Source organism: Tateyamaria sp. LSS28 (genome assembly GCF_059611725.1).
Map to the genome: position 1 here is coordinate 1 of NZ_JCAPFI010000011.1, position 20,043 is coordinate 20,043.

The window sequence follows — 20,043 nt, forward strand, 5'->3', positions numbered from 1 at the left end:
CATCTCACCGGCACGTTCGAAAAGACGCTCTACGTCAAGACAACCCCGCTGCTCTGCGCCCATTCCCGCGCCGAGCAGACGGGGTGCACCAACTGTCTCGACCTCTGCCCGACCGGAGCGATTACTTCTGCGGGCGAACATGTCGCCATCGACCCGATGATCTGCGCGGGCTGCGGGGCTTGTTCCGCCGCCTGCCCGTCCGGGGCGATTACCTATGAAGCGCCAACCGTCGATCTGACCATGCGGCGCGTGCAGACCATGGCCAAGGCATATCTGGATGCCGGCGGCACCGCCCCGCGTTTGCTGGTTCATGACGCCCACGGGGCCGAGATGGTGCGCCTCTCTGCCCGACACGGCCGTGGATTGCCGGCGGACGTAGTGCCACTTGAGATGACGGCCGTCGGCGCATTCGGTCATGCAGAGGCGGTGGCAGCCTTGGCCGCTGGCTTCGCCTCGGTCACCCTCCTGCCCGGTCCCAGGGCGGATATCTCTGCGTTAGAGACACAAATTGCTCTTACAAATGCCATCGCTGGCGAAGGAAAGGCAGCGCTGGTCGACACCCCCGACCCCGATGCGATGAGCGACGCACTGTTTGGGGCCGAGGCCCCTGCACCCGTCGCCACGCCCGTGCGGCCCATGGGCACACGGCGGCAGATCACGCGGCAGGCAGCCAAGGCCTTGCACCCCGACAATGACAGCATCGCACTGCCGGATGGCGCGCCTTACGGGGCGGTGCTTGTCGATACGGATTCCTGCACCCTCTGCCTGTCCTGCGTGTCGCTCTGCCCCTCCGGCGCGCTTGGCGACAACTCGGACAAACCACAGCTCAGGTTCCAGGAAGACGCCTGCCTGCAATGCGGCCTCTGCGCCAATATCTGCCCAGAGGATGCGATCACCTACGAACCCCGTCTCGACCTGACAGACGCGGCCCTGCGCCAAGAGGTGCTGAACGAGGAAGAGCCCTTCCCCTGCATCGAATGCGGCGCACTCTTTGGCTCAAAGTCGGCCATCGACCGGATCACCGACAAGCTCAAGGATCACGCCATGTTCTCAGGCGACAAGCTGCGGATGATCCAGATGTGCGACAATTGCCGGGTCACCGCGCAGTTCCATTCGGACGACAACCCGTTCCAGGGCGGCGAGCGCCCCCGCGTGCGTACCACGGATGACTATCTGTCAAAGCGGCGCGATCACTGATGTTCGAGCGGTTTGCCCAGATCGGCAGGGTCCAGCACGGCCACGTAGGCCAGGATCGCCTCAAGATCATCGAGCGTCAGTTCGATGGGCGCGATGGGCGACGGCCGGTCGATGGGAAACGGGTCTGTCACACCTTCGAGCTGGGTGAAGGCCGCGTGGGGTTTCAGCGCATAGAAGCCCGCAAAACGCGACTGCCAGTCCTCAAACCCACGCATCACGAAGAAGCTGGGGGTCGAGCCAATGCCAAAACTGTCCTTGCCCCGCTCGGTCACGTGACAGCGCCCACACTTTGCCCAGGACACGCCCTGCCCTGCAATGGCGTCGCCTGTCATTTCGACCTTGGTCACAGCGATTTTTTGCGCCTTCGGTTCGGTAAAAATCGGCGTACCCTCGGGCGCAAAACTCTGCACCGTGCGGCGGCCCACATCCGACGTCAGCCAATCTGCAAACCGCTGCGCGCCTTTGCCCTCACTGCGCACATCCATGTGCCACGTCTGGCCCAAACCAGAAAACAGCGCCCTGCCGTCCGGCCCAAGAACCAGATCAGCAGCAGCCGGATCGTCGGCAATTTCGACCCTAACCTGGGTCTTCAACGAAAAGCGCGGGGCGATATACTTGATCAGCCCACTCTCGACCAACGCAGGCGGGGCATAGAACACCACCCGCTTGTCATCGGCCATTGCCAAACCCGGCAACAAGGCCAAGATCAGAACCAAGATGCGCATTACGGCAGCCTACGGCCCGCCAGCGCAATCCGTCAACGTTAGGGAGGGGAAAGCCCCATGAGCGACGATTTCAACATGTCCATGCGCAAGTTCTTGAAGCAGGTCGGCGTGACCTCGCAACAGGCCATCGAAGAGGCTGTGCGCAATGCGGGTGGCAACGGCAAGACCTACGCGGTCAAAGCGGTGGTCACCATCGAAGAGCTCGACATGACCCACGAGGTCACAGGCGAGATCAAGGGACAGGACTGACGCGTGAGCACGAGCAGAGAACAGGTTCTCGAGGTCCTCAAGGGCCTCGACGCGCCGGGGGGTGACATCGTGTCGTCCGGCGTCATGCGGGCGTTGAATGTCGACGGCAGCACCGTGCGCTTCGTGATGGAGATCAACCCGGCACAGGCCGCAGTCTATGAAAGCGTTAAAGCTCAGGCAGAAGCCGCAGTGGGCGCGCTCGATGACATCGAAAGCGTGTCGATTGTACTAACGGGCCATACGGAAAAGACCCCGCCCCCCGATTTGAAACCGCAGCGCCCTGCCGACCCGAAAGGGCCACAGAAGGTCCCGGGCATTGACCGCATTCTCGCGATCGCCTCGGGGAAAGGCGGCGTTGGTAAGTCCACCGTGTCGGCCAACCTCGCCTGCGCGCTGGCGCAACAGGGACGGCGCGTGGGTCTGCTCGATGCGGATGTCTACGGCCCCTCTCAGCCCCGGATGTTAGGCGTGTCTGGTCGCCCCGCCTCCCCCGATGGCAAGACAATCCTGCCGATGCGCAACCATGGCGTCACAATGATGTCCATCGGCCTGATGATGAACGAGGATCAGGCGGTTGTCTGGCGCGGGCCCATGCTGATGGGTGCGTTGCAACAGATGATGAGCCAGGTGCAATGGGGCGCGCTTGATGTGCTACTGGTGGACCTGCCTCCAGGCACCGGCGACGTGCAGATGACTTTGGCCCAAAAGTTTGTCGTGGATGGCGCGATAATCGTCTCTACACCGCAGGATGTGGCCCTTTTGGACGCGCGCAAAGGTGTGGACATGTTCCAGCAATTGCATGTGCCGATCGTCGGGATGATCGAGAATATGAGCACGCATATCTGTTCCAATTGCGGGCACGAGGAACACGTGTTTGGGCACGGTGGGGTCAAGGCGGAAGCCCAGAAACTGGACGTGCCATTGCTGGCCGAAGTGCCACTGGATCTGCAGATCAGGCTGGCCGCAGATGGCGGCGCACCCGTTACGGTCAGCCAACCTGACAGCCCGCAAGCCAAGGCGTTTCAGGACGTCGCAGCGGGCCTCGTAACAGCGGGGGCAGCATGAGCGACGGATCGCAGGTCACCTTTCCCCCGCTGATGTGGGGCGAAGAAGCGCCGGACGGTGCCTTTGACCACGCGGTCATGCGCGCGACACTCGGTTGTGATGCTGGCCTCATCTCTTACAAATTGGGTGCAACCGAGATGGAGGCCGCGCTGGTCTTTGCTCCCGAAGTGCCATTGTCCAAGGCGATTGCCATGTTGCCGCTCTGCGGTGTGGGTTTCCAAAATGCCCTTGGTGCACTGGCCCCCCCCGAGGTGGCGGTGCATCTGGATTGGTGGGGCGGTATTCGCGTCAATGGTGCGCGCTGTGGCAAGTTCCGCGCCATGGCTTCGGGAACCGAGCCCACGACGGTGCCGGATTGGCTCGTTGTGGGCTTCACCCTTCCGCTGATCCCGGCGTCCGAGGACACTGGTCTAACCCCGGATGAAACCGCCCTGTTTGCCGAAGGCTGTGCCGAGGTGTCGCCACCGACCCTGCTCGAATCCTGGTCGAGACACACGCTGAACTGGCTGAACAGGTGGGAAGATGAAGGCTCTGCATCTTTGCACTCGGAATGGCGTGGACTGGCTGAAGGTATCGGGGAAGAGACTGAAAATCAGTCTCTAACCGGTACATTTCTGGGCGTGGACGAAGAGTTCGGCATGCTGCTGCGCAACGCAGACACAACCCACCTGATCCCGCTCATAACCGTGTTGGAGGCTCAAATATGAAACTCGCCCGCGCGATCCATTTTGACGAAAGTGACATGAACGTTTTCGCGTCCCCTGCCCGCACCGGCGAATGGTGCATTTCCGGTGGGTTCGAGTTTTCGAACTGGGGCGAAAGCGATCTGACTGGCAAGGCGCGCCAGGCCTTTGCCAATGGATGGTTCGGGCTGGAAACCGGGGGGCGTGTGACCTTTGTTGCCGTCACCCAGCTGGAACAGGCAGAGCTGGAAACGCTGACCGCCCTGCTTGCCCAACACTTCGTGACATATTACGGCGCCCCATCCGTTGAGGCGGCGCAACCCGTCGCGACCGAGGAACTGGCGCAGATGATTGATCTCTGCGAGGACCACGACCCCAACACGCTGCTGACGGTCGCACGTGAGCTGACGGAAGCGGGTGTGCGCGAAGCGTTCCGGACGATTCGACCGCAAGACGCCGGGCTGGATCAATTCGCGATCCACGGGGATACGGATCACGGACACTGAAGACTTGATTTCGAATTGGCTTTGCCAATCCGACCAATGCGATAGGGTTGTTATCCGTCCCGCGCGCTCCCCACCGAATTTCCGGTCAGAAGAAGCAAAAGAGACTTGTCAGAGCCTATTTTGCATTGAATACGAACAGCGTTTCACCGTCGATCATGTACCCGTCAATCAGTGATTGCGCGCGCTCGGATGTTAGCCACTCTTCCAACTTGGCCGTAAGATCAGTTTTGACATGATCATGCCGCGCAGGATTGACCGGCAGGTAAGCGTATTGGTTGAACAGCACCGGGTCGCCAGCAAACAGCAGGGCCAGATCACCTTTGTTTCCGAAGTTCAGCCAGCTTGCTCGGTCTGAAAGCACATAGGCGTTCAGGCCCGATGCCGTGTTCAGTGCTGCCCCCATGCCCGCACCGACAGCATTGTACCATGCGTCGAATGTGTCAGCGTCCAACCCCGCATCCACCCACAAGCTCAGTTCTTTCTTGTGGGTGCCGCTGTCATCACCACGACTTACAAAAGCAGCACTGGCGGACCAAATCTTTTGAAGGGCATCAGCGGCCGTTTTGGCCTCGGCAATCGCAGCCGGATCGTCCGCCGGGCCAATGAAAACAAAATCGTTATACATGATTTCACGCCGATGTGTGCCGTAGCCACCGTCCACAAATGCATCTTCAGCCGTGCGGGAATGCACGAGGATCGCATCCACATCGCCCGCCTCTCCTAGCTTGATGGCCTGCCCCGTGCCGACCACCAGCAGCTGAACCTCAAGATCGAGGTCCTTTGTAATCTCTGGCAGCAATACATCGGCCAGCCCTGAATTGTGGAACGACGTTGTCACTGCCATACGCATCTGATCAGCCGCCTGCGCGATCCCGGCGGCAAAAACTGCCAAAAACGTGAGTATCAGGGTCTTTTTCATTCCACGATGTCTCCATTCAAAAAGGCCCGTGCTTCGGGCGTTTGCGGCGCGTCAAAGAACCCCTGCGCGGGGCCGGTTTCGTGAACCTTGCCGCCTAGAATGAAGATTACCCGATCCGCAATCCGTCTGGCTTGACCCATGTCATGTGTCGACAAAATAAGACGCGTGCCGTCAGCCTTAGCTTGCAGCAGAATCGCCTCGATCTCGCGCATGGCGCGTCCGTCCAGCGATGCCGTGGGTTCGTCCAGAAACACAAGTGCCGGATCGGTGATCAGAGCGCGGGCGATGGCCAGTTTTTGCTGTTCACCCCCGGACAGAACCATGGCGCGGCGGGTCAGGTGCGCGCCCAATCCGACCCGTTCGGCCCATGTACGCGCCGCCGTCCGCGCAGTCCTTCGATCCGCGCCTCGTAGGCGCAACGGGTACGTCAGGTTCTCTTCGACCGTGCGTCGCAGAACGACCGGTTGCTGAAAGACAAACGCCTGATGATGGCGGGCCGTTTCGGTATCACAGGCCCATTGCACTGTGCCCCCCGTCAGGCGCGCCGTTCCGTGCATAAGGCGCAAAAGCGTTGTCTTACCGGCGCCATTTGGACCCAGAACCACGCACAACCCCTGCCCGTCCAAGGACAGATCCACCGGCCCAACCAGCCGCTTGCCACGGCGCGAGGTTTCAGCCCCCTTGAGCGTCACGGGAAAAAGTTCGGTCACCATCGGCTGTCCCGCTCTGTCTGACCAATCCAATGGATCGCAAGGTTGACCCCCAAGGCCAGGGCGATAAGGACGAACCCCAGTGCGAGCGCAAGCGCGAACTCACCCTTGCCCGTCTCAAGTGCTATGGCCGTGGTCAGAACGCGCGTCGCATTGTCGATATTACCGCCCACAATCATGATAGCGCCCACCTCTCCGATCCCGCGCCCAAACCCGGCCAGCGCTGCCGTCAGCAGCGCCCGCCGGGCATCCCAGATCAGCGTGCGCATTTTCTGCACCTGCGTGACATTCATCGAGATCAGCAAGTCGTGGTATTCGGCCCATAGCTCGCGCAAGGACTGGTGCGCAATGGACGCTATCAACGGAACAATGATGATCACCTGCGCCACGATCATGGCCGTGGGTGTGAAGAGCAGGCCAAGCGCGCCAAATGGACCGGAGCGGGACAGAAAGATGTAAACGATCAGCCCGACAACGACCGGCGGCAGGCCCATCAGCGCGTTGAGCAAGGCAATGGTCGCCCGCCGCCAGCGAAAACGCCGCACAGCCAGCATGGCCGCCAGGGGCAGGGCGATCAGACAGGCAATCACCAATGCGGTGAGGGTGACGCGGAGCGAGCGCAGCGCAATCTCTGCCAGCTCTGCATCAAACGTGACGACCAGCCAAAAGGCGTGTCGCAAACCCTCCCATAGATCGACGATGGCCGATCCTCCCGTTGTTTCTTTTTCCTGAAATTGGACGGTTTTGCGTGTGGATACCAGCCCTGTTATGCCAGCCTGTCAGGTTGTCTCTGCCAGAGCTGTGACGAGTACAGTTAGGGGTCAGTTTGTCCGCCAGGCAAAAAAATTGCCCGCGGGCAACTTCCGCGGGCAGGATAAGAATTGCCCATGGGCAATTCTCCGAACTAGCTGTCGAACTCGGCCTTGAGGTAGGCGTCGAACGCTCCCTGCAATTGCATACGGCTCATACCCGCTTCAAATTCGATCCGCACCTTACGGCCCTTTTGAACGACGGCAATGCCCTTGTCATGGACACTCCGGCGGAACACCTTTCCATCGGGTTCTGCCTTGGGCTTTGCAGGTTTGCCTACCCGTGACAACCGCCGCATGACTGTGGCTGCATCCACAAAGGATCCACGCCCGGTGCGGGCTCGCGCCTGTTCGCGACCAATGGCACCCGCTTCTTCCAACACCGCGCGCGCTGTATCCGGCTGTGCCAGAAGCGGCTTCAATTCGCGTGCATTCCGTTCGCGGATCTCTCGGATGTTCGGAAAGGCGTCGACAATGACTTGCGGCAGCTTCGCCAATTGCAGGTAGCGCGACAGCCACGGCTGGCTGACCTCAAGCCGCTCGGCCATCGCCTTTTGCTTGCCACCATAGTAGCGCGCAACCGCATCCGCATAGTCCAACGCGCGTTCGTAGTCTGAGATGTCTTCGCGGTCGCGGTTCTCGATATCCGCCAGCCGGAAAGCCTCTTCGTCCGACAGCTGCCGCGCTTCCACCAGGTATTTGAACTGTGTGTAGTTGTTGGCACGCAACCAGCTTACAGCGAAGTGCCGACGCGCGCCGCAGATCACTTCGAAATCATAATCCTCGTCATCGACGGGCCGCACTATGGCAGGAAACTCCTGCTGCCCCTGAGAACGGATACCGTCGATCAAGTCGCGGCAATTGTCTTCGGTCAGCAGAGCATAATCTCGGTTATGCCGCTCCCACATGCGGCACCGGGCCGGGTCGATCCAGCGCAGTGTCTTTTCCTCGACCTCTCCAGCCAACCTGTCGCTGATCGCCGTGGTGCGTTTGAGAAAGCGGGCACCGGCGCGGTCGGACGCATCAGGCGCCGCCTCCAAATCGCTGAGAACATCGTCAAAAATGGCATCATGTTTGCGGGTCATAGCAGTCCCTCCTTGCGCAGTTGCGCGTGATGGCTTGGCCAAGTCTTGCGGATCAGCACTTCGATCTCGCGGTTCACGGCATCCAGATAAGCGCGACAGCGTTTGTGCGTCTCGGTCCGGGTGGCCGGGCCGGTCAGCTCGTAGACGGTAGACAGGTTCGCCGCGGCATTGTCGATCTCGGCGCTGTCCTTGAGCACCGATTGCAACATGTCGAGGGGAAAGACTGCGTCCATCATCCGTTTGATCGCCATATGCGCTGATTTCGAGTCATTCATCTTGGTTGCGAGGATCTTAACGAAGGCATAATCGCGCGTACCCCCATGGCGGGCGAGCTCGTTGAGCGTGGCACCCAGCATTTTCAAAAAATGCGCGGTAGAGCCAAAATCGATGTTGTTGGGCGGGGCAGGGATCACTAATGCATCCGCTGCGCGCAACACCGAAAGTGACAGCATCCCGAGGGCAGGGGGTGGGTCCAGCAGGATAACGTCAAAGCGGTCCTTGATCGTCTCAAGCCCGTTGCGCAGGCGGTCGAGGACGAACACCTGCTCCCGTGCCATACGGGCCGCAAATTCGTATTCCGCGTCATAGAGGCCGAGGTTGGCAGGGATCAGCGCGATGTTGGGCCAGTAGGTCGCGCGCAGGGCGTACGACAGGTCCTGCGGCCCGCCGTGGCGGAAGAAAGGGTAGAGCGTGTCCTCGTCCTCATCTACGTCCACGTCGGGGTTCAGGCCAAAGACAGAGGTGGTACTGGCCTGGCTGTCACAATCCACGACGCAGACGCGGTAACCGCGCAGGGCGAGGTGCTGGGCGAAGTGGCAGACCATCGTGGATTTGCCGACGCCGCCCTTGAAGTTCTGGATGGCAAGCACCATCGCCGGATCGCTGTCGGCGCGGTGGGGCAGGGTGCCGAACACCTGCCGCATTCGGTTGACGTCCGCGAGGGAATATCCCGTGCGGCGCCCTGTGTTAGGGTCTTTTTCCGGCATTGGGAGACGGCCATCTGCTTCGGCATCACGGATCAGCTTGTCACTACGTCCCACCATGTCTGCGGCGCGTTTGACGTTGAAACGCAGATCGAGCGTTTTTTGTGCACCGGGCGCATAGAGCCTATCGCGTAGCCGATCGATCACTGTCGAGGCGCGAGTGGCAAGTTTGTCCAACTCCTCAAGGGAGACGGGGGGAAGGGCGGACTGCTCCATCATGGACCTCTTATGGGGGCGTTGGTCCGAATCATGACGGGTGCGGGCGTTTGCCTCAAGTGCAAACTTTGAAGGGTACGGCCGAAAAAAGCGGAAATTGGATGATAGGCGCCCAATGGTTGGAAATTGAGGGATCATTGCGCTCTGTTTGGAAGTTTAGCGCATCTTGTGCGCGACAGAACCCACTATGTACGTGGTTGGCTTCGGTGAGCCGACGTTTGCCACAAAACACAATCAAAACCCCAAACAGAAAACACCCCTCTATTCTAATTTCATAGTGTTCAGTGTTCCCTCAGCTCAAAGCGCTGAATTTCATAGGAAAAGAGGCGCTGGGACTTACATTCCGGGGCGGTTCTGCTTACGTCTTGGGACGATAACTCCTACATCTGGGGAGGCAAAGCTTACGTATCGGGTGGCCTCCAATCCTTACGTTTTGGGTGAGTCTCAGCAGCGACTCAGCCCTTTGATTTTTGGGCGTTATTCGAATCATTTGGCGGGACTACTGATTCCCTTATGCGCGTTTAACCTTACAAATTGGGTGCCTTCGTTTTCGTGGACGCGTCCCGCGCCTGCTGTTATTCTTACGTCACACTGCCCGTCAGAGGTAAGAGAAGAGCAGCATGGCGGATCGCCCATCTCAAACATACCGGACGATTGACGCCCGGCCAAATGCGCAAAGTCTGGTGAAGCCGGGCGAGCTGGTGGACCTGGTCGAGGTCACGCCGCTGACGCTGGCCGACCGGCGCATCTATAACCAGCTTTTGGAAAACGCGTGGGATGCCATCGAAAAGCCGGTGACCCATGTGATTGCCAAGTCCGATCTGCGTGGGTCGCACAATTCCAATGACAGGGTGGGGGAGTCGGTCGAGCGGCTGATGTCGGCCATCGTCAAGGTGAAGGTCACGCATGAGGGCGAAGATGCTATCGAGCGGGTGCAGCTTCTGGGCGGCAACATCGAAACGACGCGCCGGGATGGTGTGCTGGAATACGAGATCCCGCAGCGGCTGCGGAAGATCATCAAGGACTCGACTGTCTTTGCACGGCTCCAGCGCGAAGTGATGTTTGCCCTCAGCTCCAAATATGCGCTGACCCTTTATGAGATGATCCAGAAGCGGGGGAATCTGCGTTATCGGTCGTCTGAAAAATTTGCGCTGGATGACCTGCGCGGGGTGCTGGGCGTGCCCAAGGGCAAACTGACCTCTTGGTCGAACCTCAAGCTTCGGGCGATTGAACCGGCGGTGGCCGAGGTGAACATGCTTTCGGACTACGTGGTCGAGATTGAGCCGGTGAAGACCGGGCGACGGGTCACCCACATCGAATTGAAGTGGTGGCGCAAGGATGGGGCAGGGACGGCCGAGACGGAGCGGGAGTTGTCCTTCTCCAAGGTCGGGCGCAAGGCGCGGATGACCAATACCACCGAGAATCTGAAACCCCGGCCCGCGTGGCTGGAAGCCGCAGGCCCTGCGCTGCGCACGGAAACCTACGAGACTGCACGTCTGCGCTATCCTGGCTACGACATTTACCATGTCGAAAAGGAGTGGCGTGCCTGGGCACAGGGCAAGGAGCCGCCGCGCGATGCGGACCGCGCTTACCTCGCCTTTTTCCGGAGCTTTGCGGAAAACAACCCGCTGCGCTAGCGTGGACCCATGAACTCCGTTCGTTTCCGTCTGTTGATCCTGGCCCTTGCGCCGATGGTCGTGCTGATGCCGCTGCTCTTGTTTTTGGGCATGACGCGGTGGACGGCGGATTATGACGAGGTGCTGATTGCGAATGTGGAAAGCGATCTGCGGATTGCAGAACAATACCTGTCGCGACTGATGGTTCAGACGGGGGATGAACTGCAAGCCGTGGCGGGGTCGGTCGAGTTTGCACAGACACCGCCCTCAGGACGCGATGCGTTCTTTGAGGAAAAGCGCGCGGCACTTGGGCTGGATTTCCTGTACTACCTGCCGCGCGCGAACATGACGGATGTCTGGCCTGTCATCCAAAGCGCGGCGCAAGGGCAGGGGCGCACCGAGATCGACATTTTCAGCGGAGAGATGTTGGCCGCGATTTCGCCCAACCTTGCGGAGCGCGCGCGTCTGCCGCTCATTGATACAGAAGCCGCTGTGCCGACGGATCGTACGGTTGAGGATCGTGGCATGGTCATCCATTCCGCGATTCCCGTGACTTTGCCGGGGCGCGATGGCGTGCTGGTGGGCGGCATCCTGTTGAACCGCAACCTTGGTTTTATCGATACGATCAATGCACTGGTGTATCAGGACGCCGCGGGCGGTGGATCGCGGCAGGGGACGGCGACGTTGTTTCTGGAGGACGTACGCGTGTCCACCAACGTCCGCCTGTTCGAGGATGTGCGCGCGCTTGGCACCCGCGTGTCGGCGGCTGTCCGGGGCAAAGTGCTGGGCGAAGGGCAGACTTGGCTGGACCGCGCATTTGTCGTCAACGATTGGTACATCTCGGGTTATCTGCCGCTGACGGACAGTTTCGGCGACTATGTTGGTATGCTCTATGTCGGATTTCTGGAAGAGCCGTTCACCATAGCCAAGCGCAACGCCTTCCTGGCCATCCTTGGCGCCTTTGTTGCCGTGCTGCTGTTGTCTGCGCCGGTGTTCTTGCGGTTGGCAAAGGGCATCTTTGCCCCGCTTGAACGTATGACCCACACCATGTTTCTGGTGCAGCGGGGCAACCTGTCAGCGCGCAATGGTGAAGAGGGGGGCACGGGCGAGATTGGAGAGGTTGCCGGCCACCTTGATGACCTGCTGGACCAAGTACAGGAGCGGGACCAGGACCTGCGTACCTTGAACGAAGAGTTGAACGTGCGCGTTGAAAGGCGCACGGCCCAGCTACAAAGCGCCAATGAAAAGCTGGAAGAGACGTTTCGCCAACTGGTGATGAGTGAGAAGCTCGCCTCGATTGGTGAGATCACCGCAGGTGTTGCGCACGAGATCAACAACCCGGTGGCCGTCATTCAGGGCAACATGGACGTGATCCGAGAGAGCCTTGGGGAAGACAGTGCCGTCATCCGGACCGAGTTGGGGCTGGTGGACCGCCAGATTGCCCGTATCCAGACCATCGTGGGCAAGCTGCTGCAATTTGCGCGACCGGGGGAGTTTGCGGATCTTGAGCAGACCGTGCCTTTGGAACCCGTGGTGACGGACTGTCTGGTGCTGGTCAATCACGTGATTTCGCAAGCTGACATTGACGTCGAAACACGGTTTGATGCCGTGCAGGACGTACGCATTGATCCCGGTGAATTACAGCAGGTGCTGATCAACCTGATCATGAACGCGATGCAAGCGATGGGGTCTGAAGGGGTGCTCACGCTGCAGACCATGGATGTTGAGCGTGATGGTGTTGCCGGTGTCTGTGTGGCCGTGTCAGACACCGGGCCGGGGATCGCGCCAGAACAGGTCGATGATGTCTTTGCGCCGTTCTACACCACCAAACAGGCGGAGGGCACGGGTCTGGGCCTGTCGATCTCGCAAACGCTGATCCAGCGGGCAGGGGGGCTGATCAATGCGCGCAACGTGGAGGCGGGCGGCGCCTGTTTCGAGATTTGGTTGCCTGCAGCTGAACAGGAAACGGGCGCTTTGTCGTTCAGTGCGTAGCGCCGAGTCAGGTGCGCACCGGCTACGTGATTCTGGGTATGTGCCGCATACGTTACCGTCGGCTGACAATTTGTCACAGTCAGCACTGTCAACTTGTCTTACGCTAACAGTATACAAACGGATACCGTTCTATTTTTGCGGGAAAATGCTATGCCGCAGAAAAACATGGAAAAATCTGTTCTGATTTAAAAGAGTTTACAAATCGGGTAGTGTCTCAGAACAGAAATTTACAAAAAAACTGTTCAAGACCAGTGCCCAACGCATGATTTTACAAAACCGTGTATGGTCAACTTCGACAGGCGAGTGATGCACGCCCCGGGTGATGAAGCCGATGAAAAGCGGATCTGATCCCAAACCGGAGGAGACACATGAATATTCAAAGCACGCCGAATTCGGCGACCTTCCCCCCATCGGAAGAGACTAAGGCACGCGCCCATTTGGACGCGGAGGGCTATGCCAAGATGTATGCTGCGTCGGTGGATGATGCGGAAGCGTTCTGGGGGGAGCATGGCAAACGGCTGGATTGGATCAAGCCTTATACATCAGTCAAGAATACGTCATTCGAACCCGGCAACATTGACATCCGCTGGTTCGAAGATGGCACGCTGAATGTGGCGGCCAATTGTATCGATCGGCATCTTGAGACGCGTGGCGATCAGACGGCGATCATCTGGGAACCGGATGATACGTCCAAGGTAGAGCCAAAACATATTACGTATCGCGACCTGCACAGCTCTGTTTGCAAGATGGCAAACATCCTCGAAGAGCTTGGGGTTCGCAAAGGCGACCGGGTTGTCATTTACCTCCCCATGATCCCGGAAGCCGCTTATGCGATGCTGGCCTGTGCCCGCATCGGTGCCATCCATTCCATTGTCTTTGCTGGTTTCTCCCCGGACGCGCTTGGGGCGCGGATCAACGGCTGTGACGCGAAGGTCGTCATCACCGCTGACTACGCGCCCCGAGGCGGACGAGAGACACCGCTTAAGTCGAACACCGATGCGGCGCTTCTGCATTGCAAGGACAGCGTGAAGTGTCTGGTGGTGAAGCGGACAGGGGGTCAGACGACCTGGACCGATCGCGACTATGATTACAACGAGATGGCGCTGGAGGCGTCGGACTACGCCGCGCCAGCCGAGATGAATGCCGAAGATCCGTTGTTCATCCTCTACACCTCCGGCTCGACCGGTCAGCCGAAGGGTGTTGTGCACACTTCGGGCGGCTATCTGACTTATGCCGCGATGACCCATCAATACACATTCGATTATCACGAAGGCGATGTGTTCTGGTGTACTGCTGATGTAGGCTGGGTCACCGGCCACAGCTACATCGTCTATGGCCCGCTCGCCAATGGAGCGACCACCATCATGTTCGAGGGCGTGCCAACCTTTCCCGATGCGGGTCGGTTCTGGGACGTGTGTGAGCGCCACAAGGTGACGCAGTTCTACACCGCGCCGACGGCCATTCGCGCCTTGATGGGTGCCGGAAATGAGTGGGTTGAAAAGTATGATCTGTCGTCGCTGCGTTTGCTGGGCTCGGTAGGTGAGCCGATCAACCCCGAGGCGTGGACCTGGTATCATGAAGTTGTCGGCAAGGGAACATGCCCCATCGTCGATACGTTCTGGCAGACCGAAACCGGTGGACACATGCTGACCCCGCTGCCCGGCGCTACCGACCTGAAACCCGGATCGGCACAGCAGCCGTTCTTTGGCGTGCAGCCTGTCGTTCTGGACCCACAGAGCGGCGTGGAATTGGACGGCAACGGGATCGAAGGGGTCCTTTGTATCAAGGACAGCTGGCCCGGTCAGATGCGCACCGTCTGGGGTGACCATGAGCGCTTCGAAAAGACATATTTCGGTGACTACAAAGGCTACTATTTCTCGGGCGATGGCTGTCGTCGGGATGACGATGGTGACTACTGGATCACTGGTCGCGTCGATGATGTGATCAACGTGTCCGGTCACCGGATGGGCACGGCCGAAGTTGAAAGCGCGCTGGTGGCCCATGCCAAGGTCGCGGAAAGTGCCGTGGTGGGTTATCCGCATGAGGTGAAAGGGCAGGGCATCTACGCCTATGTCACCTTGATGAACGGCGAAGAGCCCAGCGACGCGCTGCGCAAGGAGCTGGAGGTCTGGGTCCGGACCGAGATTGGTCCGATTGCCAAGCCCGACCTGATCCAATGGGCGCCGGGCCTGCCCAAGACACGCTCGGGCAAGATCATGCGCCGCATTCTGCGCAAGATTGCCGAGGATGACTTTGGGGCGTTGGGCGATACCTCGACCCTTGCCGACCCGTCGGTCGTCGAAGATCTGATCGAAAACCGTATGAACCGGAGTGATGTCTGATGGATGGTGCTCAGGTAACGGCCACGGCGCCTGTTTTCATCCTGCTTGGACCGCCCGGAGCGGGGAAGGGGACCCAAGCGCGGATGCTGCAAGACGCCCATGGCTTTGTGCAGCTTTCCACCGGCGATCTGCTGCGGGCCGCTGCGGCTGCGGGCACGGACGCTGGCGAGGCGGCGAAAGCTGTGATGGAAGCGGGCGGGCTGGTGAGCGACGAAATCGTCATTGCCATTCTCAAAGACCGCTTGGGCGATGAGGACTGTGGCCACGGCGTGATCCTTGACGGATTTCCCCGCACGACTGGGCAGGCTGAAGCGCTGGACGAATTGCTGGCCGAAGCTGGGCAGCACATCAATGCCGCGATCAGCCTTGAGGTTGACGACGCAGCGATGGTCGCCCGTATCTCGGGCCGTTTCACCTGCGGGGACTGTGGTGAAGGCTATCATGACGTGCACAAGCCTACGGCTGTGTTGGGCACCTGTGACAAATGCGGGAGTACCCGTATGAAACGCCGGGCCGATGACAATGCCGAAACGGTCGCCCAACGGCTGACCGAGTATCACAAACAGACAGCGCCGCTGATTGCCTATTACGAGGGCAAGGGTGTGCTGCAATCCCTGGATGCGATGGGAGAGATCGACGCAATCGCGGCTACCCTTTCGGGGATGGTGCGGGAGGCTGAGGGCTGACGCCCGAACCCGCCTGACGACATTGAAAAACGCGGCTGTGTATTTGGCCGTGGCTGCGCCCCGCGAGGGCGCAGATAGGTCCCCGTGTACTTGGGGGCCGGGAAAGATCGCTGTGCCTGCCTTGATCTGGGTCATCGCTGACGGCCGCAAGGCGCAGCACAGTGACTGAAATTTCGAAGGCAACCCGCAACATCATTCGGGTGCCATAGACCAAAGGGGCCACGCGCGCCCCGCAACGGAAACGATAGGAGGAGCTACGATGTCGGAGGAAACGACAAACATTGCTCAAGTCACGGAGAGGGACAAAGGCTATTGGGCGGCCAATGTCCGCATGATCTTAATTTCGCTGGTGATCTGGGCCCTTGTGTCCTTTGGCTTTGGCATCGTCCTCAGGCCAGTCCTGAGCGGAATTTCCGTGGGTGGCACGGACCTGGGCTTTTGGTTTGCGCAGCAGGGTTCGATCATCGTCTTTCTGGTGCTGATCTTTTTCTACGCTTGGCGGATGAACAGGCTCGATAAGCAATACGGCGTGGACGAGGAGTAAGAACGATGGACCAGTTTACACTCAACCTGCTGTTTGTTGGCGCGTCCTTTGCGCTCTACATCGGCATCGCTGTTTGGGCCCGCGCGGGCTCGACCAGCGAGTTCTACGCCGCGGGTCGCGGCGTGCACCCAGTCACCAACGGGATGGCCACGGCGGCGGACTGGATGTCGGCGGCCTCGTTCATCTCGATGGCGGGCCTGATCGCCTTTACCGGCTACGACAATTCATCCTACTTGATGGGGTGGACGGGCGGTTATGTGCTGCTTGCGCTGCTTCTGGCGCCTTACCTGCGGAAGTTCGGCAAGTTCACGGTGTCTGAATTCATCGGCGATCGTTTCTATAGCTCATCGGCCCGCATGGTGGCCGTGATCTGCCTGCTGGTGGCGTCGATCACCTATGTGATCGGCCAGATGCAAGGCGTCGGCATCGCCTTTGGTCGCTTCCTTGAGATTGATGCGACATGGGGGCTGCTGATCGGGTCTTGCGTGGTGTTTGCCTATGCCGTGTTTGGCGGCATGAAAGGTGTGACGTACACGCAGGTGGCGCAGTACTGTGTTCTGATCACTGCCTATACCATTCCGGCGGTTTTCATCTCGTTGCAACTGACGGGCAACCCAATCCCCGCGTTGGGTCTGTTTGGATCGACTGAAAGTGGTGAGCCGCTACTGGCCAAGCTCGACCAGATCGTGACCGATCTTGGCTTTGCCGAGTACACGGCGGCCCATGGATCCACTCTGAACATGGTACTTTTCACCTTGTCCCTGATGATCGGGACGGCGGGTCTGCCCCACGTCATCATGCGCTTCTTTACTGTGCCCAAAGTGTCGGATGCGCGCTGGTCTGCCGGTTGGACGCTTGTGTTCATCGCCCTGTTGTACCTGACCGCGCCTGCCGTGGGTGCGATGGCACGCCTGAACATCTCGGAACTGATGTGGCCCAATGGGATCGACAATGCGGCGGTGAGTGTCGAGCAAATCGATAGCGATCCGGAATATGCCTGGATGGAGACATGGCAGCAAACCGGTCTGCTAGATTGGGAAGACAAGAACGGCGACGGCCTGATCCAGTATTACAACGACGAAAATGCTGATCTGCAGGCCAAGGCGGCCGAGAACGGATGGGTGGGCAATGAGTTGACCAAGTTCAACCGGGATATTCTGGTGCTGGCGAACCCAGAGATTGCGTCCCTTCCGGGTTGGGTGATCGGCCTTGTGGCCGCGGGTGGCCTTGCGGCGGCTCTGTCCACGGCGGCAGGTCTGCTTCTGGCGATCTCTTCCGCGGTGTCCCACGACCTGTTGAAGGGTCAGCTGACGCCGAACATGTCAGAGAAGTCCGAGCTGCTTGCGGCCCGTATTTCAATGGCGGCGGCGATTGTGGTGGCCGTGATCCTGGGCTTGAACCCGCCGGGCTTTGCGGCCCAGACGGTGGCGCTGGCCTTTGGTCTGGCGGCGGCGTCGATCTTCCCTGCGCTGATGATGGGCATCTTCTCGACCCGCATCAACAATGTGGGGGCTGTGGCTGGCATGCTGGCCGGTCTGGTTGTGACCTTGCTCTATATCTTCTTGCACAAGGGTTGGTTCTTTATCCCGGACACCAACATGTTCACGGATGACAATCCACTGTTGGGGCCGATCAAGTCGACATCGTTCGGCGCGATCGGGGCCATGGTCAACTTCGCCACAGCGTACGTGGTGTCCGGCATGACCAAGGAAACCCCGCAAGAGATCAAGGACCTGGTGGAAAGCGTGCGTATCCCCCGCGGGGCGGGTACCGCAGCCGCGGACCACTAAGGCCCTCGGGCGCATCGCAGTCTCTCTTCCCTGCGATGCGCCTTTTGATCCTGAACCTGTCCGCGATCCTCGTGGGCAGGTTTTTGTCCTCCGCAGGGTGATGTGATGCCTCTTGAGACTGAACACGCGCAATTCCTGGCCTCGGTCCATCCTTATGACGCGCTGAGCGCGGATGATCTGAAGACACTGGTTGGTAGGTGCACGGTCGAGACATTTGCCGACGGCGTGCCCGTGTTTCAGGTCGGGGACGCGATCCGGTATCTTTATGTCATCGTTGCGGGCGAGGTTGAGGTCACGGATGAGACGGATGTGCAATTGTCCCTATTGGGCCCGCGCAACTCATTTGGTGAACGCGCTTTGCTGCGAGGTGGCCCATCACAGCGCACGGCTGTCGCGATTGGTCAGACAACGCTGATCCTGGTACCGGCCCAGGTGTTGCACGAATTGATCCGTGAGCATCCCAAGGTGGCACGGTTCTTTGATCGTCGTCGTCCGGCGCAGGCGGCGGCAAAGGATTTGACGGTTTTACCCGTTGATCAGTTGATGACCCGTGATCCGGTCACATGCCTGCCGGATGATACGATCCGTGCGGCGGCGCAGCAGATGGCACAGCACCATATCTCATCCATCTGTGTGGCGGGGTCGGAGTGTTTTCAGGGGATCGTCACGGTCCGTGACATGAATGCCAAGGTTGTTGCCGGTGGTGTGGATTCTGGTCAGGCTGTGTCTACAATCATGACGCCCGATCCCCTGACCCTGCCGCCAAGTGCGTTGGGTATGGATGTGCTGCACATGATGATGGAACGGCGCATTGGCCACGTGCCCATTGTCGAAGATGGGCAGCTGTTGGGCATTGTCACTCAGACAGACTTGACGCGGTTTCAAGCGTTGTCCTCTGCCGATCTGGTGCGCCGTGTGGCCGAGGCGGATGATGCGCCTGCCATGGCACGTGTCACGGCCGAGATCCCGGCGCTGTTGGCACAGCTGGTGAGCATGGGGACCCGGCATGATGTTGTCACGCGTCTGATCACCGATATTGCCGATACAGTGACCCGTCGTTTGTTGTCTTTGGCTGAGGCAGAGTTGGGTGCTCCGCCTGTTCCGTATCTGTGGCTGGCCTGTGGATCTCAGGGTCGGCGGGAGCAGGCGGGTGTGTCGGATCAGGACAATTGCCTGATCTTGTCCGATGACGCGACGGATGCGGACTTGCCCTATTTTGCGAAACTGGCGCGGATTGTTTGCGATGGGCTCAATACCTGTGGCTATATCTATTGCCCCGGCGACATGATGGCGACCAACCCGCGTTGGCGTCAGCCGTTGTCTGTCTGGCGCGCGTACTTTACCGGTTGGATCGCTAAACCCAATCCCGAGGCGCAGATGCTGGCCTCGGTCATGTTCGATCTGCGGCCCATCGGCGGAGACGAAAGCCTGTTTGACGACCTGCAGGCCGAGACGTTGGCGAAGGCGTCGCGCAACTCGATTTTTGTGGCGCACCTGATTGCCAACTCGCTCAAGCATTACCCTCCTTTGGGGATGCTGCGTGGGCTGGCGACCATCCGGTCGGGAGAGCATCGCAATCGGTTGGACCTGAAGCACAATGGTGTGGTGCCGGTCGTTGATCTGGGCCGGGTCTATGCCTTGCAGGGGCAGCTAACAGCCGTGAACACCCGCGCGCGGATCGAAGCGGCAATGGCCGCAGGTGGGCTATCTGCCACGGGTGGCGCTGACCTGCTGGATGCCTATGACCTGATCGCCACTACGCGGCTGGAACATCAGGCTGCACAGGTGAAGGCGGGGCAGGGGCCGGACAACTACCTGTCTCCTGCGACCCTGTCGGATTTCGAGCGCAGCCACTTGCGGGACGCGTTCGTGGTGGTCAAAACCATGCAGTCGGCCATTGGCACAGGCAAAGGGGCGTTGGGGTAA

Annotated in this window: 18 protein-coding genes; 12 read left to right on the forward strand and 6 right to left on the reverse strand. The window is 59.7% G+C overall.

What is annotated here, in order from left to right; translation table 11 throughout:
- Positions 1–1,197 (forward strand): 4Fe-4S binding protein (locus AC53L6_RS22825; protein WP_496909509.1); only part of this gene is annotated, 1,197 nt, incomplete at its 5' end.
- Here the strand turns inward: AC53L6_RS22825 and AC53L6_RS22830 are convergent.
- On the reverse strand, positions 1,191–1,922 hold the full coding sequence (locus AC53L6_RS22830; RefSeq protein WP_496909510.1) for a hypothetical protein: 732 nt from the start codon (positions 1,920–1,922) through the stop codon (positions 1,191–1,193). The two genes, AC53L6_RS22825 and AC53L6_RS22830, sit on opposite strands and share 7 nt — an antisense overlap.
- 57 nt (positions 1,923–1,979) lie before the next feature.
- Here AC53L6_RS22830 and AC53L6_RS22835 point away from each other — a divergent pair, with 57 nt between their 5' ends.
- Genes AC53L6_RS22835 through AC53L6_RS22850 form a run of 4 tightly spaced genes read left to right on the forward strand, consistent with a single transcriptional unit; the run spans position 1,980 to position 4,425 of the window.
- A complete protein-coding gene (locus AC53L6_RS22835) occupies positions 1,980–2,171 on the forward strand; it encodes a DUF6494 family protein (protein ID WP_299775043.1) in 192 nt (63 codons plus the stop codon).
- Between the two features lie 3 nt (positions 2,172–2,174).
- Positions 2,175–3,236: an Mrp/NBP35 family ATP-binding protein gene (locus AC53L6_RS22840; protein WP_496909511.1), complete on the forward strand. Its 1,062-nt coding sequence runs from the start codon at positions 2,175–2,177 to the stop codon at positions 3,234–3,236.
- On the forward strand, positions 3,233–3,943 hold the full coding sequence (locus AC53L6_RS22845; protein ID WP_496909512.1) for a biotin/lipoate--protein ligase family protein: 711 nt from the start codon (positions 3,233–3,235) through the stop codon (positions 3,941–3,943). Before AC53L6_RS22840 ends, AC53L6_RS22845 begins: the two co-directional genes overlap by 4 nt.
- Positions 3,940–4,425: a DUF6505 family protein gene (locus tag AC53L6_RS22850; RefSeq protein ID WP_496909513.1), complete on the forward strand. Its 486-nt coding sequence runs from the start codon at positions 3,940–3,942 to the stop codon at positions 4,423–4,425. The genes AC53L6_RS22845 and AC53L6_RS22850 overlap by 4 nt, the downstream gene beginning before the upstream one ends.
- Positions 4,426–4,540: 115 nt before the next feature.
- On the opposite strand, the gene AC53L6_RS22855 is transcribed toward AC53L6_RS22850, so the two are convergent.
- From AC53L6_RS22855 to AC53L6_RS22875, 5 genes are all read right to left on the reverse strand, one after another.
- Positions 4,541–5,344 (reverse strand): ABC transporter substrate-binding protein, encoded by an 804-nt coding sequence (locus AC53L6_RS22855; protein WP_496909514.1) that lies wholly within the window; start codon positions 5,342–5,344, stop codon positions 4,541–4,543.
- Positions 5,341–6,057, reverse strand: coding sequence for an ATP-binding cassette domain-containing protein (locus AC53L6_RS22860; protein WP_496909515.1), 717 nt, complete (start codon positions 6,055–6,057; stop codon positions 5,341–5,343). The genes AC53L6_RS22855 and AC53L6_RS22860 overlap by 4 nt, the downstream gene beginning before the upstream one ends.
- A complete protein-coding gene (locus AC53L6_RS22865; protein WP_299210119.1) occupies positions 6,051–6,755 on the reverse strand; it encodes an ABC transporter permease in 705 nt (234 codons plus the stop codon). Before AC53L6_RS22865 ends, AC53L6_RS22860 begins: the two co-directional genes overlap by 7 nt.
- A 203-nt stretch (positions 6,756–6,958) precedes the next feature.
- A complete protein-coding gene (locus AC53L6_RS22870; protein WP_496909516.1) occupies positions 6,959–7,948 on the reverse strand; it encodes a ParB/RepB/Spo0J family partition protein in 990 nt (329 codons plus the stop codon).
- Positions 7,945–9,150 carry an AAA family ATPase gene (locus tag AC53L6_RS22875; RefSeq protein WP_299707252.1) on the reverse strand — a complete coding sequence of 402 codons (1,206 nt, stop codon included), beginning with the start codon at positions 9,148–9,150 and terminating at the stop codon, positions 7,945–7,947. The genes AC53L6_RS22870 and AC53L6_RS22875 overlap by 4 nt, the downstream gene beginning before the upstream one ends.
- Before the next feature lie 617 nt (positions 9,151–9,767).
- Here AC53L6_RS22875 and AC53L6_RS22880 point away from each other — a divergent pair.
- The 7 genes from AC53L6_RS22880 (at position 9,768) to AC53L6_RS22910 (ending at position 20,043) form a co-directional block, all read left to right on the forward strand.
- Positions 9,768–10,784, forward strand: a complete 1,017-nt coding sequence (locus AC53L6_RS22880; RefSeq protein ID WP_299707247.1) for a replication initiation protein — start codon at positions 9,768–9,770, stop codon at positions 10,782–10,784.
- 9 nt (positions 10,785–10,793) lie between these two features.
- The gene (locus AC53L6_RS22885) at positions 10,794–12,755 is read left to right on the forward strand and encodes a sensor histidine kinase (protein WP_496909517.1); all 1,962 of its coding nucleotides are present in this window, start codon (positions 10,794–10,796) and stop codon (positions 12,753–12,755) included.
- Positions 12,756–13,123: 368 nt separating this feature from the next.
- The gene (gene acs, locus AC53L6_RS22890; protein ID WP_496909518.1) at positions 13,124–15,097 is read left to right on the forward strand and encodes an acetate--CoA ligase; all 1,974 of its coding nucleotides are present in this window, start codon (positions 13,124–13,126) and stop codon (positions 15,095–15,097) included.
- Complete coding sequence (locus AC53L6_RS22895; protein WP_496909519.1) at positions 15,097–15,783, forward strand: adenylate kinase; 687 nt, start codon at positions 15,097–15,099, stop codon at positions 15,781–15,783. The genes acs and AC53L6_RS22895 overlap by 1 nt, the downstream gene beginning before the upstream one ends.
- Positions 15,784–16,042: 259 nt before the next feature.
- The gene (locus tag AC53L6_RS22900) at positions 16,043–16,327 is read left to right on the forward strand and encodes a DUF4212 domain-containing protein (RefSeq protein WP_299209996.1); all 285 of its coding nucleotides are present in this window, start codon (positions 16,043–16,045) and stop codon (positions 16,325–16,327) included.
- 5 nt (positions 16,328–16,332) lie between these two features.
- Positions 16,333–18,117, forward strand: coding sequence for a sodium:solute symporter family protein (locus AC53L6_RS22905; protein WP_299592766.1), 1,785 nt, complete (start codon positions 16,333–16,335; stop codon positions 18,115–18,117).
- A 105-nt stretch (positions 18,118–18,222) separates the two neighbouring features.
- A complete protein-coding gene (locus AC53L6_RS22910) occupies positions 18,223–20,043 on the forward strand; it encodes a DUF294 nucleotidyltransferase-like domain-containing protein (protein WP_496909520.1) in 1,821 nt (606 codons plus the stop codon).

Excerpts from the sequence above, each read along its gene's own strand:
- AC53L6_RS22870 (WP_496909516.1), bottom strand. The coding sequence starts at position 7,948 with ATGACCCGCAAACATGATGCCATTTTTGACGATGTTCTCAGCGATTTG.
- AC53L6_RS22830 (WP_496909510.1), bottom strand. The coding sequence starts at position 1,922 with ATGCGCATCTTGGTTCTGATCTTGGCCTTGTTGCCGGGTTTGGCAATG.
- AC53L6_RS22910 (WP_496909520.1), top strand. The coding sequence starts at position 18,223 with ATGCCTCTTGAGACTGAACACGCGCAATTCCTGGCCTCGGTCCATCCT.
- AC53L6_RS22905 (WP_299592766.1), top strand. The coding sequence starts at position 16,333 with ATGGACCAGTTTACACTCAACCTGCTGTTTGTTGGCGCGTCCTTTGCG.
- AC53L6_RS22895 (WP_496909519.1), top strand. The coding sequence starts at position 15,097 with ATGGATGGTGCTCAGGTAACGGCCACGGCGCCTGTTTTCATCCTGCTT.
- AC53L6_RS22835 (WP_299775043.1), top strand. The coding sequence starts at position 1,980 with ATGAGCGACGATTTCAACATGTCCATGCGCAAGTTCTTGAAGCAGGTC.
- AC53L6_RS22875 (WP_299707252.1), bottom strand. The coding sequence starts at position 9,150 with ATGATGGAGCAGTCCGCCCTTCCCCCCGTCTCCCTTGAGGAGTTGGAC.
- AC53L6_RS22880 (WP_299707247.1), top strand. The coding sequence starts at position 9,768 with ATGGCGGATCGCCCATCTCAAACATACCGGACGATTGACGCCCGGCCA.
- AC53L6_RS22860 (WP_496909515.1), bottom strand. The coding sequence starts at position 6,057 with ATGGTGACCGAACTTTTTCCCGTGACGCTCAAGGGGGCTGAAACCTCG.
- acs (WP_496909518.1), top strand. The coding sequence starts at position 13,124 with ATGAATATTCAAAGCACGCCGAATTCGGCGACCTTCCCCCCATCGGAA.
- AC53L6_RS22900 (WP_299209996.1), top strand. The coding sequence starts at position 16,043 with ATGTCGGAGGAAACGACAAACATTGCTCAAGTCACGGAGAGGGACAAA.
- AC53L6_RS22845 (WP_496909512.1), top strand. The coding sequence starts at position 3,233 with ATGAGCGACGGATCGCAGGTCACCTTTCCCCCGCTGATGTGGGGCGAA.
- AC53L6_RS22885 (WP_496909517.1), top strand. The coding sequence starts at position 10,794 with ATGAACTCCGTTCGTTTCCGTCTGTTGATCCTGGCCCTTGCGCCGATG.
- AC53L6_RS22850 (WP_496909513.1), top strand. The coding sequence starts at position 3,940 with ATGAAACTCGCCCGCGCGATCCATTTTGACGAAAGTGACATGAACGTT.
- AC53L6_RS22855 (WP_496909514.1), bottom strand. The coding sequence starts at position 5,344 with ATGAAAAAGACCCTGATACTCACGTTTTTGGCAGTTTTTGCCGCCGGG.